Below are 13,525 nucleotides of genomic sequence, written 5' to 3' on the forward strand. Positions count from 1 at the left end.
CGAGTTCGTAGTTCGTTGTGCTGGTCGTGTGGTCAAATTTGACCTCTCCACCATCATCGTCTCATCGTCTCATCGTATGGTGATGTTATTTTGCAACACAACTCCAGTGTTGGTATTGGCGTTGGTATTCTCGGCCATTTTCCTCCGTAAGTTGTTGATTTTGCTTGGAGTGCGAAGACGCCCCTGGGCACCATTTTTACCAATCAAAAGCAATACGCTAGAGATGCGATAGCAGTTATCTGTGGCTGGGTTTTTTCCCGGGTAGGGCCGATACAGTAATGATAGCAATGGCTTTACCAACGAGCGTCTATAGGACGTTGTCGGCAAATTGATGAGAGCTAAGGGTAGGGCGCCCCCACCCTAATTCTACGTCAGTTTTTAAGGTAGATGCATTACCTATTCGTTTAAGCCGTCCTGTAGGGGCGTGGGGCAGCTGTAACTGTCGTTGAGGGGCGGACAAATTACAATAGTCACGATCCGCTATGAAAAGCGTTTTGTGTTAAATGCGGAAATGTCCAGATTGTGCTTTCGGCCCTCAATCAAATCAGACAAAATTTCGCCGGACTTTGGTGCCATCATCAATCCATAGTGGGAATGCCCGAACGAGGCGAATAGGCCCGGGTGTGTGTCAAACTCGCCGATCAATGGAAGGCTATCTGGAAAAGATGGACGATGCCCGTGCCAGAACGAGGCATCTTCGGTATTTAGATCCGGGACAATGGTCTTGGCTTGTTTTGTTAACAGGGCCTGACGCTTAGGGTCAGCTTTGGCATTGATGTTGCAAAACTCTGATGCGCCTGCGACTCGAAGGCCTTCGGTCATGGAGGAGGCAACAATCTTTGCATCTATGTCCATAACCGAGTTGTTAAGCGCGACACCAGGATTTGGGAATTGTACATGATAGCCTCGCTCGGCCATCAATGGCAGCTTGATCCCAAGTGGCTCTAGTAGTTTTGTACTCCAGGCGCCTGCAGCCATAACAAGCTTTTCGCTTTCAAAGGACCGGTCTTTGCATTGGATGTGCCATAAATCGTTTTCACGCCGGATTTCCAGCATCTCAGCTTGATCAAAGGTCACTCCTAGGCTGAGGGCCTTGTTGAGCAAAGCGAGAGCGATCTTTTCGGGTGATTTGGCGCGTGCCTGCCCCTTAACCAGAACAGCCGCCTTAAAATCGGGACCCAGCGCGGGTTCTAACCGATGCAAGTCTTTGTCTCCGATAAATTCGACTTCTGCCCCAAATTTCCGCCGCTGCCGGTAGTCGATGGCGTTTTCATCCCAATTGCGAGCGGTGTCTTCGCTGCGGAAGGCGTGAACGTACCAAGCCTCGGTCAGGAAATCCTCGTGCTTGGTTCCTACGAGATGCTGACGATAGAGATCAATGGATGGGCCACATAGGATCGACATGGCCTCTGATGCTCGCTCGACTTTCTCAGGAGCGGTGTTTCTGAAAAACTCAATGCCCCATGGCACCAGCTTTGGAAGTTGGCTCATGCGGGTTTTGAGCACTTGGTGCCGTCCGAACATCAAATTTGGAATGTTTTTCCAAATGCCCGGCACGGCTTGGGGCAGAATAGACCAAGGTGATATAATGCCAGCATTGCCGTAGCTCGCACCCTGGGCGGGCGCGTTCTTGTCTATAATGCGGACCTTGAAATTCCGTTCCGCGAGGGACAGGGCGGTGCAGATACCCACCATTCCTGCCCCAACGATAGTGACTGTTTCAGACATATTTTACGCTGTCGCTCCAACTTTGCGCCGTGCGACCACTTGGGTGATGACAGCCGGGCTTGCGATCAGCAAAGCGATAAGGTCTGCTTGCAGACTTGGAGCGATAAAGACGATGCCAGCTATGGCCAATAGGATGCGATAGATCCGACCAAGAGGGGCCAGCCAGTACCCCACGACAGAAGCCGACAGAGCAATCACACCTGCGATACAGCTTGCAGCCGCATAGGTGAATTCCCACAGATCAAAGCCGGATGAGGACACAATCAAGAGGACAGGTGCATACACAAAGGCCATTGGGGCAATCACTTTGCCAAGGCCCAATGTGAAGGCCGAAACCCCCGTACGGAATGGGTTGGAATTTGCGATTGCCGCCGCTGCATAGGCTGACGTACAAACCGGCGGCGTGATTTCTGCGACAACGCCGTAGTAAAGTACAAACATATGGCTTGCGATTGGCGGAACGCCAAGCTGCGCCAAGGCAGGTTGCGCAACGGATACCAGCATGATGTAAAGTGCAGTTGTTGGGATGCCAGCGCCCATCAGGATACAGGCCAGCGCAATGAAGACGAGACTGATGAAGAGCGTCAGGTCTTCAACGGCAAAGAAGTTTAAGCCAGTTGCGCTAAACAAGCTGTAAATATCCGCACCGAGGCTCGATGCCCCTTGGGTCACCATAAAGCCGATACGAAACCCGATACCTGTTGTGTTAATCACACCCACAACGATGCCAACAGCTGCAGAGGCTGCGCCTACAGCCAGCGCGTATTTTACGCCGGTCTCAAAGGTATCAGCCATTTCGCTAAGCGTGATGCGTTCTTGCGGGTTAAAGGTCGCAATTATTGCGCCAAGCACAAGTAAGCCGGTGATGATTGGCCCAAAGCCCCCGTTACTGAACTTCCAAAGTGCAAATGCAATGAAGGCGGCAGCGTAGATCAGTGTGATCGGTGCTTTGCGACGAGACATGCCTGCAATGATCGAAAGTGAAATACCGCAGAAAGCTGACATGAACGGCGTGTAGCCATTGAATAAGACCAGCAAAAGCCCCATCAACGGAACGATATTCGCCCAGCCCTCTTTCCAGACCGCTCTGAACTTTGGCAGCATTTCTTTCGTCAGGCCCTGAAGCTTCAAGCGACGTGCCATCAGGTGAACAACTGTAAATACACCTACATAGTGCAGTAGTGCTGGGAAGATCGCAGCAATGATGATTGTAGTGTAGGGAAGCTCTAGGAACTCGGCCATGATGAAGGCTGCTGCCCCCATGATAGGTGGTGTAATCTGTCCACCAGCAGATGCAGCGGCTTCAACGCCCCCTGCAAAGTGCCCCGGATACCCCAGCCTTTTCATGTTCGGGATGGTCAAGGCACCGGTTGAAACTGTGTTCGCCACAGAAGAACCAGAAATCGTTCCAAAGAATGCAGATGACACAACCGATACCTTTGCTGGTCCACCTGTGTAGCGTCCCGCCAGGATGGTGGCGTTGTCGATAAAGAGCTGCCCCAAACCTGTGCGCTGTGCGATCACACCGAATAGGACGAAGTGGAACACGATAGTGGAAACAACCCACAGCGTGACACCGAAGATGCCTTCTTGAGGGAAGTACATCGAGGAAACAAATGTACGGAACTTTACTCCGGGATGCTGCAGAATGCCGGGGAAGATCGGCCCAAACAACGCATATGCCATAAAGACACAGATGATCAGGGGCAAAACCCAGCCTAGGGTCCGGCGGGCAATGTCAAGAACGAGCAAGATCAATGCGCAGCCAAAGAACATATCGAACTGGTTGGGTGCACCCATTCTGAAAGTTTGTTCTTCGATGCCAAGCAATGGGAGACCGCGCCAAGCGAGACCCAGATAAAGTGCGGCCGATACCCCAAGGATCATTAAGAAGACATCAAAGTACGGCACACCGCCAAGGCGCATGGGACCGGTCTTTAGATCAAATGCAGTCGAGGTTTTCACCATCGGGAAGAATGCATATGTCAGGATGAATAGGCCTGCGAGGTGCCAGCCCATATGCCAATGATCCGGTGGCAAGGAGAAGCCAGCAGTCAGATAATGGTAGACCGCAAAGGTCAAAGCAACAACACGCAGTACCTTCGCCATTCCAGGTGCAACTTGACGTGTTGCGGCACCTTCATCGTATTTCTTTTCAATGGCTTCCAGCTCTTCAGCTGTCAATTCTTGTGCATCTGTATTCTGTGAGGCGTCAGTCATGTTTGGTCACCTTGGTACGGCGTTTCTTGCCAAGTCGAGTTTCACTTGACGTGCTTAGCTTGCGGCTGGCTACGCGATTGGTTTGTCAGCTGAGCTTATGGCATCGAAAACTTAGATGGCATCGGGTTGGTCACCCAATGCGTACTAAAATCTTGGGCGACAGGCTAATGAGCCTATCGCCCTGTGTTTTCAGAAGTTAAGGCGATCTTATTTTAGAAGGCCAACTTCGCGGTAGAATTTCTCGGCACCTGGGTGAAGAGGGACGCCAAGCGCTTCGACGCCATCCAGCGCGGTATCAGCTGTGATTTGCTTGCCTTTAGCGTGACCATTATCAAGCAGCTTACGCGTGTTGTCGTTCCACATGGCTTTGGTAATGCCGTATACGAGTTCTTCGCTTAGGTCAGAAGAAACCACAAGCATCGCAGAAACAGCTGGTGTTAGAACGTCGTAATCAACGCCTTCATAGACACCTGCAGGGATCTTGGATGGGATGTATGCAGGGATGATTTCGTTGATCTTTTCAAGATCTGCCTGCTCAAAGGAGTGCAATTCCATACCTTTTGTGGACGCCAACTGAACCATCGCAGCAACAGGCCAACCTGCAGCATAGAAATACGCATCTAGCTGACCATCTGCCAGGCGCTCAGCGGACTGGCTGTTATTCAACTCCGCTTCGTTCATGTTGTCGCGGTTGACGCCCCAAGCATCCAGCATTTGCAGCACGGCAACTTGAGTTCCGGAACCAGCCTGTGCAATGCCAACGCGTTTCTCAACGAGGTCACCTAGGTCAGAGATTTTAGATCCCTTTGGCATCACAAGATGCAGGTCCTCTGGGAATAGGTTTGCGACGATGCGCAGTTTTGGATGTGGTTTGCCATCAAACTTGCCTTCGCCCAAATACATGGAGCGCGTAACGTCAGCTGCCGCAAGACCGGCCTCAAGTTCACCATTTTGAACGGCGGCATTGTTGAAAACCGATGCGGTTGTGGATTGAGCGATCGCAATCAGGCCAGGAACGCCGCATTGGCCACCTTCATCACATGCACGGGAGCCAGGAGGGGAGGAAATGCCGTTTGCAATAGTGCCGCCGATTGGGAAGTAAGTACCACCGGCGCCGCCGGTCCCGATGCGGAAAAAGGTTGGGCTTTGTGCAAAGGCCGTGCCTGCCATCAGCGAAGTGGCTAGCAGAGCTCCCATAATCTTAGTCATTTTTGTCATGTTATTTTCCCTGTGGAAGTCATTTACTTTGGATTCTTCGATCCATGCTCTCAGTTTAGAAATCACAATTATAATTACAAATTTCAATTTCTTGCTAATTGATAAGAATGTTTTATGCTTGGGTATGAATGTTCCACAACTCCTTTCCTTTTGCGAAGTCATGAAGACCGGGTCCGTCTCACAGGCAGCGCGAAATCTTGGCCGCACCCAGCCTGCGATTAGTTTGTCGATCAAAAGCTTAGAGGAACTGTTAGCCGTGAAGCTCTTTGTGCGCGACGGGCACAGTTTGCATCCTGTTCCAGAGGCTCACTACCTATTCGAAGAAGCTAGGAATGTTTTAGATAGATTGAATGTCGTTACAGACACGATGAAGAACCTTGCAAGAGGGCAAAGCGGTGCTTTGAATGTGGCTGCGATGCCGGGGCCTTCGACGCTCGTCTTTCCTCGATTTGTAGCTCAAGCTATTAGAAATAATGAGAATATCAAAATCTCATTGTCTTCCCGTTCTTCGCAACATATCAGAGAAATGGTCGGCGCCCAGACTTTGGATTTCGGGTTTGCGGATGCCGCCGAAGTTAACGACCCAAACGCGCTTTATGAGGAAGAAAAACTAGCTGCGCCGTGTCTTTGCGCGGTTCCAGCAGATCATCCGCTCGCACTTAAAGACTGCATTTCTATTAAGGATCTTGATGGTGTGCCTCAGGGTACGCTCCAAAACGGGCATCCGCTTTTTGAGCGTGTCCGCGATGCATTTGCGCTAAACAATGTAGAATTTGTTCAGCAAGTCGACAGTCAGATTGTCTTACCATTGATGCAATTTGTTCAAGAGGGTCTCTGCTGTGTGATCACTGACCCGATCTCGGCATTTACGCAAATGAATATACAAGGGGCGACAAATGCGGTTGTATTTCGCCCCTTGAAGGATGAAATCTTTTATGATTACGCCATTCTCACACCGCGCTATCGGCCAATTTCGCAGACTGCCAAAGTTCTGCTAAACGGATGGCGCAGTCATTTCTCGAGCATTTTAAACGAAGTTTTGGAGCAATAGCTCGGTTTGACTTACGGTGTAGCAGACTACTCTGCCACACCGTAATTCTATCGCGTAAGATTGCCGCGGTGACGATACATTCTACCAGGTAATCTGGTGTCGCAAGCTTAGCTTCGCCGCAGGCGCGTGCTGCTGGAGCGGCTGGATCAACCCAAGCGTCATAGACTTCGTTCATTGCGCCAAAGGATGCGTTCATCATACGGATCGTGGTTTGCAATATTGTTCGCATGATTATCAGAAAGTCCTGGGACAACATGGCTTCAAGGTATCCATGAGCGGGAAAGGCAATTGCTATGATTGTGAGTATGGTATTGCGGCTTGATGGCCTGACCCATGCTACGATTGACTGCGTGTCATTGCGTTGACGTGTCGACCGTCAAGTCGCCCCGGCAACGGGCGAGATGTGACTTCATAGGAGCCTGACGGGAACGCCCCATCACAGTCCTGTCCCCTCGGATCGGTGCCCGGGCATTCTTATCAATGAGGGCATCATGAAGACTACACATCCAATCATTATTGGCATCGACACACACAAAGCAACACATGTTGCCGTCGCAATCGATACGCAAGGTGCCCGCTTAGCGGCGCTGTCTATCCCGACCAATCCCAAGGGATATTTGGAGTTGGAACGTTGGTCGCGATCTCTCGGCAATGTTCTGGCATTCGGCATCGAAGGAACTGGTTCATATGGCGCAGGCCTTTCCAGATCTTTGCTGGCTCAAGGGCATAATGTCATCGAAGTCACGCGCCCAAATCGGCGACTACGATACACGCAAGGCAAAACGGATAGCTTGGATGCAGAGGGGGCTGCGCGGTCGGTTCTGTCGGGGCAAGCAACAGCGCTGCCCAAAACACAAACAGGATCATCAGAGATGATCCGGCATTTGAAAATTGCGCGCGATACGGCAGTCAAATCGCGCTCACAGGCGATGGTCACGCTAAAAACATTGATCATCAACGCACCCGCCGACCTGCGAGACACCTTGGATCAAATCCGAGGAAAGGTTGCCTTGATCCGTCACATCGCAGCTTTCCGGCCTAGCGACATCGACACGCCATTAGCGTCTGCAAAAGCTGCTATGCGGGCACTGGCACGCCGCTGGCTTTGGTTGCATGAAGAGATTCTTGCACACGACAAGGAATTGGAGCGCCTTGTCAGGGAACGCGCCCCAAAGCTGTTGGCGTCACATGGCATCGCGACACTGACGGTGGCTGAAATGTTGATCTTGGTTGGAGATGATCCAACACGAATTCGCTCTGAAGCCGCTTTTGCAAAGCTATGCGGCGTCTGCCCTATCCCCGCATCAAGCGGAAAAACACATCGCTTTCGATTGAACCGGGGTGGAAACCGGCAGGCCAACGCAGCCCTATACCGTGTCGCCATCGTCAGGATGCGAAGCCACGCACCAACGCTCGCCTATGTCAAGAAACGCACAAAAGATGGGAAGAGTAAAAGTGAGATCATTCGTTGTTTGAAACGTTACATCGTTCGGGAAATCTACAGCCAGCTCTGTGTGCCGAAAACGGCTCAAATCGCCGCTTGACGAATATAGGAGCTTCAATGCCGCCGTCGAGACCTTCTTCAAAACCATCAAAGCTGAACTGATATGGCGGCATTCTTGGGAGACGCGACGAAAGGCTGAGGTGGCAATCTTTAAATACATCAACGGCTTCTAGAACCCGCGTCAAAGGCATTCAGCATTAGGCTGGAAAAGCCTCGTCGCCTTCAAACGGAAAGTGGCCTAAGCGAGCACATGGGACGGCACAAACCGGGACAGGTCCAAGATGCTTCAAAAATATGGTGGCTCTACGCGACAACAAGAACTTGCGAAGCAGGCTTAAATTGCGCGGAACCGGAAAGAACAAGATGAGATCAAAACGTGAATGGGTAGATAGGTGGGTAGAGATTAGATTTCTCAAAAATCAAATACCTGCTAAGTCATTGATTTTAAATGGAGGCGAGTACCGGAATCGAACCGGTGTACACGGATTTGCAATCCGCTGCATAACCACTCTACCAACTCGCCGCCGATGTGGTGTCGTGGGCAATATCGCATCTCTTTCAGGGCTGCAAGAGAGAACGATAGCATTTCATCTTTGTGAGCGTTGCTGTTCGCAAATTATTGTGGCAAGACGGGTGTGACCGCAAATCTGAACGAATGAGTTTAGTATGTCTGATTATACTTCCCGCCGCACGGCCATGGTAGACACACAAGTCCGCCCGTCCGATGTTACGAAATTTCCGATCATCGAATCGATGCTGAATGTTCCTCGTGAGGTGTTTGTACCTCTCGATAAACGCGAAGCTGCATATATGGGTGAAAACCTAGCGTTTGATGACAATCGCGTTTTGCTAGAGCCACGTACGCTGGCAAAAATGCTTGATGCCTTGGACATCCGCAAAGGTGAACTGGTTCTCGATATTGGTTCTGGCCTTGGGTATTCTGCTGCCGTCATCGCACGCATGGCAGAAGCAGTGGTTGCCGTCGAAGATGACGAAGCGCGAGTCGCTGAAGCACAGACCACTTTGGCTGAACAGAACATTGATAACGTTGTTTTGCATCACGGCGCGCTCTCCGAAGGTGCTGCAGATCACGGTCCTTATGATGTGATCGTTGTACAAGGTGGCGTGCAAGAACTTCCACAAAATTTGTCCCAGCAGTTGAAAGACGGCGGGCGGATCGCATGTTTGTTCATGCAAGGTGCATTGGGTGACGTGCGTATTGGCCAAAAGGTCAACGGCGACATCGTCTGGCGCTCTGCGTTTAATGCTGGCGCACCAGTCCTAGAAGGATTTGAGACGCAGAAGGCATTCGAACTATAACGCGAGGTGGCACATTTTGCCGCCTTTCATCCATTAGGGGCAGGGACCATGGGTATTAAGCAGGTTTTTCTTTCGGCAATTGTAACTGTTTCGTTAGCCTCTGGAGTGACAGCCGAAACGCTGGCTGATTCTATGGCAAGCGCCTATGAGCACAGCGGCCTGCTAGAGCAAAACCGTGCCCTGCTACGTGCTGCTGACGAAGATGTTGCCCAAGCTGGTGCCGCGTTAAGACCCATCATCAATTGGACTGCGGGTGTTCAACGTCGTTTTTCATCCGGCACGACAGTGCTTTCGACGAATACTGCTAACATTGGTTTAGAAGCCAATTGGTTGCTGCTTGATTCCGGCGCTTCGCAGGCCGCAATAGAGTCGCAAAAACAAACCGTATTGGCGACTCGTCAATCCTTGGTTTCAGTAGAGCAAAGCGTTCTCCTAAATGCGGTTCAGTCCTTTATGAACGTGCGCCGCGATTCAGAGATCGTTGCACTGCGTCAGAACAACCTTCGTTTGATCACGCGTGAACTACGCGCGGCACGTGATCGGTTTGAAGTTGGCGAAGTCACGCGAACAGACGTTTCATTGGCCGAGGCCCGTTTGGCGGGCGCGCGTGCAGAGCTGGCGGTTGCACAGGGTAACCTGATGTCATCTCAAGAGTTCTTTGCTGCAGTTGTTGGCCACAAACCTGGCCGTTTGACGCCTCCTTCACGTTTGCCAAACACCGCGAAATCGCTTGATGCCGCGAAGGGTATCGCCGTTCGCGGACACCCAGATATGTTAGCAGCACAGTTTCAGGTCGCGGCAAGGGAATTTGATGTCCGACGTGCAGAAGCTGCGATGAAACCAAGCCTGAATTTGCGGGCAGGGGTTACAAAATCTGATCAGTTTAATTCATCTGCGAATACCACCAGTGGTTCCATCTCTTTAGATGCCAGTGGGCCCATCTATCAGGGCGGCCGCCTAAGCTCTGTCTTGCGTCAAACAATGGCGCGCCGTGACGCGGCGCGTGGCGCTTTGCATGCGACGCGCCACAATATCCGCCAAAGTGTTGGTAATGCGTGGGCACAGCTCTTGTCCGCCCAGGCCCAACGCCAGGCAAGCGTTCGCCAGATTAGCGCATCTCGTGTGGCCTTTGATGGCGTTCGCGAAGAAGCAAAATTGGGCGCACGTACCACGCTGGATGTGCTGAACGCCGAACAAGAATTGCTGAATGCACAAGCCAACCAAATTACGGCGTCCAGCAACGAATTCACGGCGGCCTATGCTTTATTGGCTTCAATGGGGTTGTTGAACGTTGATTACTTGAATTTGACGGTCGAGAAATACGATCCAGAAGCATACTATAAGCAGGTCGAAAAAGGCCCAGCGTTGAAGAGCAAGCAAGGTCAGCAACTTGACAAAATCCTGCGAGCTATCGGAAAAGAATAACATTTTTCGCTATCTGTTGTGTGGGACGCTCTGTGTCGCTAAACTATTCAGCGAGGAGAGTGGTTTAATTTATGTCTGATCCGGTCAAGAACGTTGAAATCGAGGATGTCTTGTCTTCGATTCGCAGGTTGGTTTCTGAAAACGGCCATGCGCCCGCAACTTCAAAGCCTAGTGCGCCTGAGGTTAAAGCGGTTGTTCCTGAAGCTGGGAGCAAGGGGGAAGCGGCTGTAGAAAGTGCGGTCGACAATCGTCTGGTTTTGACCCCTGCATTACGCGTTTCTGATTCGCCTGCAGTTGAGTTGGTCACTGCGCCGGATGCCGTAGAAGAAAGTTCTGAACACGCTGCAGACAAAGCATTAATGCGTGAGATTCAAGCTGACATTCAGCCACTCCACGATAGCATACCAAATTTTTTACAGCGCCAAATTGAGATCGAAGCACCGGCCGCGCTGGACAGTGCCGCGCCTGAACTTGATGCGATTGAAACGCATGTTGAAACGTCTGACAATGAGGCATCGGTTGATGTCACTGAAGACGCGGTATTCGACACGCCTGAGCCAGAGATTCTGGAAGTCGACGTCGCGCAAGACTTTGATACTCGCGTGGATGCCATTGAAAATGACGCTGATGTAGATGCAGAGCCGCAGCGTCCGTGGGAGACTGATGGTGAGCTGTTGTCAGAATGGCATTCTGTTCGCTCCCCAGCTGTTGAAGATTTTGAGCCCGACGAACCCGGCGATAGCGACTACGCTGGTACGGCTGTTGCGTCTCTTGCTTGGGAAGATCATTCAGATCAGACCGATGATTTAGACGACGTCTCAGACGACGAAGTTGCCGTTGCAGACGAGAGCATCGAAGAGCCTGCGGCCTTTGCGAGTATCTCAGAAGAGGCACTGACCGAAACTGTGATCGAAGGCATCGCACAATCCGAAGATGCGGTCGAAGACACCCAATACGAAGCTGTGCTAGACGAAGAAATGCTTCGTGACCTTGTGGGCGAGATCGTGCGCCAAGAGCTGCAGGGGCCTTTGGGCGAGCGTATTACACGTAACGTGCGCAAGCTTGTGCGTCGCGAAATCAATCGCGCAATGACCTCTCAGAGCCTAAATAACGATTACTAAGCCCATACAGAAAAGAGGTGGCTTGTGAACACGCCTGCGCATCTCTTGCTTGGCTGGGCTGCGTTTGGCCGCAATGCGCCGCGTGGGGTCGTCTTGGCCGCTCTTGCGGGTGGCTTACTGCCAGACCTTTCGCTTTATGTATTGGCGGGTACGTCGCTTTTTCTTTTGGGTATTCCGCCAGCGACCGTATTTGGTGAGTTATATTTTTCAGCAACATGGCAGGCGATTTTTGCTGTCGATAACTCGTTTGTTGTTTGGGCAATCGGGCTGCTTTGCGGGCTGTATTTGCGCAAACGATGGGTTGTCGCGCTGTGCGGCGCGGCTTTGATCCATTTGGCGATGGATTTTCCATTGCATCACGACGACGGCCGTTCACATTTCTGGCCGATTAGCCGTTGGATTTTTGAAAGCCCTGTTAGCTATTGGGACCGAAGCCACCATGCAGGTATAGTGGCACCGCTAGAGGGTGTTTTGGCTTCGTTTTGCGCATTGTTTATTGTTCTACCAGACTGGCGAAATTGGCGTACTGTCTGTGTTTTTGGGCTGGTGTTGCTTGAGCTGATCGCGGTGCTGCCCGGTTTCTTCATCAGTTTTTAAGTAAATTTGGCAATAAAAAACGCGCGCCACAGTGGCACGCGCTTTTTTAGGGCAGCAGTCTAATATGTTGTTACGCAGCTTGGCTTTCCTGGGCCGCGTTACGACGTTCACTTTCTTCGCGTGACAGGGCTACGGAGGTCCGTACACCTTTGCCAACGAAATCCATCAAGCCGGTTACAACCCGTTCGTTTGGGTCGATACCAGCGCAGGACAACACTTCACGCCCGTCGCGCGAACGCGCCCAGCGTGCTATTTGTTCTGGTCCATTGCCGTACTTTTTATCGTCGGCAATTGCATCGTCTAGCGCGGCTAGAACCACCGCGGCAAAAAGCTTGCGCGCGCGGTTGCCCTGTTCGTTATTAAAAGCCGTGCCATCAACGAAATCTTTCATCTCGTCGTCCTTGTATTATTGGTCTTGTGTTTCTGGCGTGAGGCGTCTTATGGACTATTCAGATCGATTCGGGTACCCTGTTTTTGCATAGCATTTATGCAGAATACGCATGGCTGCGAACCAAATAGGCCGTCTTGTCACTCATCGACCGCCGAGATATAGGTGCTTTCAAAATCCAATCAACCTTTTTGTCATGGTTTTGTCATATGCCCAAGATTAACGGTAACGAAATTCGCCCCGGTAACACGCTGGAGCATAACGGTGGTCTTTGGGCCGCTGTCAAAGTCGATCACGTGAAGCCTGGTAAGGGCGGCGCCTTTGCTCAGGTTGAAATGCGCAACTTGCGGAACGGATCGAAACTGAACGAACGCTTCCGTTCTGCGGATAAAGTGGAGCGTGTACGTCTGGAGCAAAAGGACCAACAGTTCCTTTATGAATCCGATGGCATGCTGGTGTTCATGGACACCGAAACCTACGAACAGATTGAATTGCCTGCAGAATTGCTGGGTGACCGCCGTCCGTTCTTGCAGGATGGTATGACCATTCAGGTTGAATTCTACGAAGAAGAAGCGCTGAACGCGGCCGTGCCACAAAAGGTGACATGCAAGATCGTAGAGACTGAGCCTGTCGTTAAAGGTCAGACTGCAGCGAACTCTTTCAAACCTGCGATTTTGGACAACGGCGTGAAGGTCATGGTGCCGCCGTTCGTGGGCCAAGATGAGATGATCATCGTGGACACTATCAGCATGGAATATTCCGAACGCGCCTAAGCGTTTTTTAACCAATTTCAGAGGCCGCGCTTTGAGAAATGCGCGGCCTTTTGTGTTTTTGCCTAAAATGCGATGCAACGTTTTGAGGCAGGGCAGCGTGCCGTGACGTCATAATTCGGTCATGTGGAAATTCGTACGTTTCGGCGCTTGAAACGTACGATTCGTGTTTTGGTAGCGGCA

Annotated in this window: 11 protein-coding genes, 1 tRNA gene and 3 pseudogenes; 9 read left to right on the forward strand and 6 right to left on the reverse strand. The window is 51.4% G+C overall.

All coding sequences use genetic code 11. The features are described from left to right. Nucleotides 1-480 precede the first annotated feature (480 nt). The 3 genes from Q4544_RS04925 to Q4544_RS04935 form a co-directional block, all read right to left on the reverse strand. Nucleotides 481-1,728 carry an FAD-binding oxidoreductase gene (locus Q4544_RS04925; RefSeq protein ID WP_303504369.1) on the reverse strand — a complete coding sequence of 416 codons (1,248 nt, stop codon included), beginning with the start codon at nucleotides 1,726-1,728 and terminating at the stop codon, nucleotides 481-483. 3 nt (nucleotides 1,729-1,731) lie between these two features. Beyond that, a complete protein-coding gene (locus Q4544_RS04930; protein ID WP_303504370.1) occupies nucleotides 1,732-3,948 on the reverse strand; it encodes a TRAP transporter permease in 2,217 nt (738 codons plus the stop codon). Nucleotides 3,949-4,155: 207 nt separating this feature from the next. Beyond that, entirely contained in the window at nucleotides 4,156-5,166 is a 1,011-nt protein-coding gene (locus tag Q4544_RS04935) for a TAXI family TRAP transporter solute-binding subunit (protein ID WP_303504371.1), read from the reverse strand. A gap of 28 nt (nucleotides 5,167-5,194) precedes the next feature. On the opposite strand from Q4544_RS04935, the gene Q4544_RS04940 reads away from it, so the two are divergent. Continuing rightward, nucleotides 5,195-6,217 (forward strand): LysR family transcriptional regulator, encoded by a 1,023-nt coding sequence (locus Q4544_RS04940; RefSeq protein ID WP_303504372.1) that lies wholly within the window; start codon nucleotides 5,195-5,197, stop codon nucleotides 6,215-6,217. 61 nt (nucleotides 6,218-6,278) lie between these two features. Here Q4544_RS04940 and Q4544_RS04945 read toward each other — a convergent pair. Next, a pseudogene (locus Q4544_RS04945) lies at nucleotides 6,279-6,437 on the reverse strand (RidA family protein); the annotation flags it as partial. Between Q4544_RS04945 and Q4544_RS04950 the strand changes: the two are divergent. From Q4544_RS04950 to Q4544_RS04960, 3 genes and pseudogenes are all read left to right on the forward strand, one after another. Beyond that, a pseudogene (locus Q4544_RS04950) lies at nucleotides 6,396-6,515 on the forward strand (DDE-type integrase/transposase/recombinase); the annotation flags it as partial. The pseudogenes Q4544_RS04945 and Q4544_RS04950 overlap by 42 nt on opposite strands. Nucleotides 6,516-6,708: 193 nt before the next feature. After that, complete coding sequence (locus Q4544_RS04955; protein ID WP_303504373.1) at nucleotides 6,709-7,761, forward strand: IS110 family transposase; 1,053 nt, start codon at nucleotides 6,709-6,711, stop codon at nucleotides 7,759-7,761. 16 nt (nucleotides 7,762-7,777) lie between these two features. Next, nucleotides 7,778-7,963: pseudogene (locus tag Q4544_RS04960) on the forward strand (IS3 family transposase); the annotation flags it as partial. Nucleotides 7,964-8,170: 207 nt separating this feature from the next. On the opposite strand, the gene Q4544_RS04965 reads toward Q4544_RS04960, so the two are convergent. Then, nucleotides 8,171-8,244: transfer RNA gene (locus Q4544_RS04965), tRNA-Cys, on the reverse strand. Between the two features lie 143 nt (nucleotides 8,245-8,387). Here Q4544_RS04965 and Q4544_RS04970 point away from each other — a divergent pair. The 4 genes from Q4544_RS04970 to Q4544_RS04985 all read left to right on the forward strand — a co-directional run bounded on the left by Q4544_RS04970 (nucleotide 8,388) and on the right by Q4544_RS04985 (nucleotide 12,184). Continuing rightward, nucleotides 8,388-9,041 carry a protein-L-isoaspartate O-methyltransferase gene (locus Q4544_RS04970; RefSeq protein ID WP_303504374.1) on the forward strand — a complete coding sequence of 218 codons (654 nt, stop codon included), beginning with the start codon at nucleotides 8,388-8,390 and terminating at the stop codon, nucleotides 9,039-9,041. A gap of 48 nt (nucleotides 9,042-9,089) precedes the next feature. Beyond that, nucleotides 9,090-10,466 carry a TolC family outer membrane protein gene (locus Q4544_RS04975; RefSeq protein ID WP_303504375.1) on the forward strand — a complete coding sequence of 459 codons (1,377 nt, stop codon included), beginning with the start codon at nucleotides 9,090-9,092 and terminating at the stop codon, nucleotides 10,464-10,466. Nucleotides 10,467-10,537: 71 nt separating this feature from the next. Next, nucleotides 10,538-11,587, forward strand: coding sequence for a hypothetical protein (locus Q4544_RS04980; protein ID WP_303504376.1), 1,050 nt, complete (start codon nucleotides 10,538-10,540; stop codon nucleotides 11,585-11,587). 24 nt (nucleotides 11,588-11,611) lie between these two features. Then, nucleotides 11,612-12,184: a cobalamin biosynthesis protein CobQ gene (locus Q4544_RS04985; RefSeq protein ID WP_303504377.1), complete on the forward strand. Its 573-nt coding sequence runs from the start codon at nucleotides 11,612-11,614 to the stop codon at nucleotides 12,182-12,184. A gap of 70 nt (nucleotides 12,185-12,254) precedes the next feature. Here Q4544_RS04985 and Q4544_RS04990 read toward each other — a convergent pair whose 3' ends face one another. Continuing rightward, nucleotides 12,255-12,575: a DUF6280 family protein gene (locus Q4544_RS04990; RefSeq protein ID WP_303504378.1), complete on the reverse strand. Its 321-nt coding sequence runs from the start codon at nucleotides 12,573-12,575 to the stop codon at nucleotides 12,255-12,257. Nucleotides 12,576-12,781: 206 nt separating this feature from the next. Here Q4544_RS04990 and efp point away from each other — a divergent pair, with 206 nt between their 5' ends. Beyond that, nucleotides 12,782-13,345, forward strand: a complete 564-nt coding sequence (gene efp, locus Q4544_RS04995) for an elongation factor P (protein WP_303504379.1) — start codon at nucleotides 12,782-12,784, stop codon at nucleotides 13,343-13,345. The last annotated feature ends 180 nt before the right edge of the window (nucleotides 13,346-13,525 follow it).

The sequence above is a fragment of the Cognatishimia sp. 1_MG-2023 genome (assembly GCF_030548175.1).
GTDB lineage: Bacteria > Pseudomonadota > Alphaproteobacteria > Rhodobacterales > Rhodobacteraceae > Cognatishimia.

What these genes read in the sequence shown, in the direction of transcription:
- Q4544_RS04925 (WP_303504369.1), bottom strand. Translation starts at nt 1,728, where the DNA reads ATGTCTGAAACAGTCACTATCGTTGGGGCAGGAATGGTGGGTATCTGC.
- Q4544_RS04930 (WP_303504370.1), bottom strand. Translation starts at nt 3,948, where the DNA reads ATGACTGACGCCTCACAGAATACAGATGCACAAGAATTGACAGCTGAA.
- Q4544_RS04935 (WP_303504371.1), bottom strand. Translation starts at nt 5,166, where the DNA reads ATGACAAAAATGACTAAGATTATGGGAGCTCTGCTAGCCACTTCGCTG.
- Q4544_RS04955 (WP_303504373.1), top strand. Translation starts at nt 6,709, where the DNA reads ATGAAGACTACACATCCAATCATTATTGGCATCGACACACACAAAGCA.
- Q4544_RS04970 (WP_303504374.1), top strand. Translation starts at nt 8,388, where the DNA reads ATGTCTGATTATACTTCCCGCCGCACGGCCATGGTAGACACACAAGTC.
- Q4544_RS04975 (WP_303504375.1), top strand. Translation starts at nt 9,090, where the DNA reads ATGGGTATTAAGCAGGTTTTTCTTTCGGCAATTGTAACTGTTTCGTTA.
- Q4544_RS04980 (WP_303504376.1), top strand. Translation starts at nt 10,538, where the DNA reads ATGTCTGATCCGGTCAAGAACGTTGAAATCGAGGATGTCTTGTCTTCG.
- Q4544_RS04990 (WP_303504378.1), bottom strand. Translation starts at nt 12,575, where the DNA reads ATGAAAGATTTCGTTGATGGCACGGCTTTTAATAACGAACAGGGCAAC.
- efp (WP_303504379.1), top strand. Translation starts at nt 12,782, where the DNA reads ATGCCCAAGATTAACGGTAACGAAATTCGCCCCGGTAACACGCTGGAG.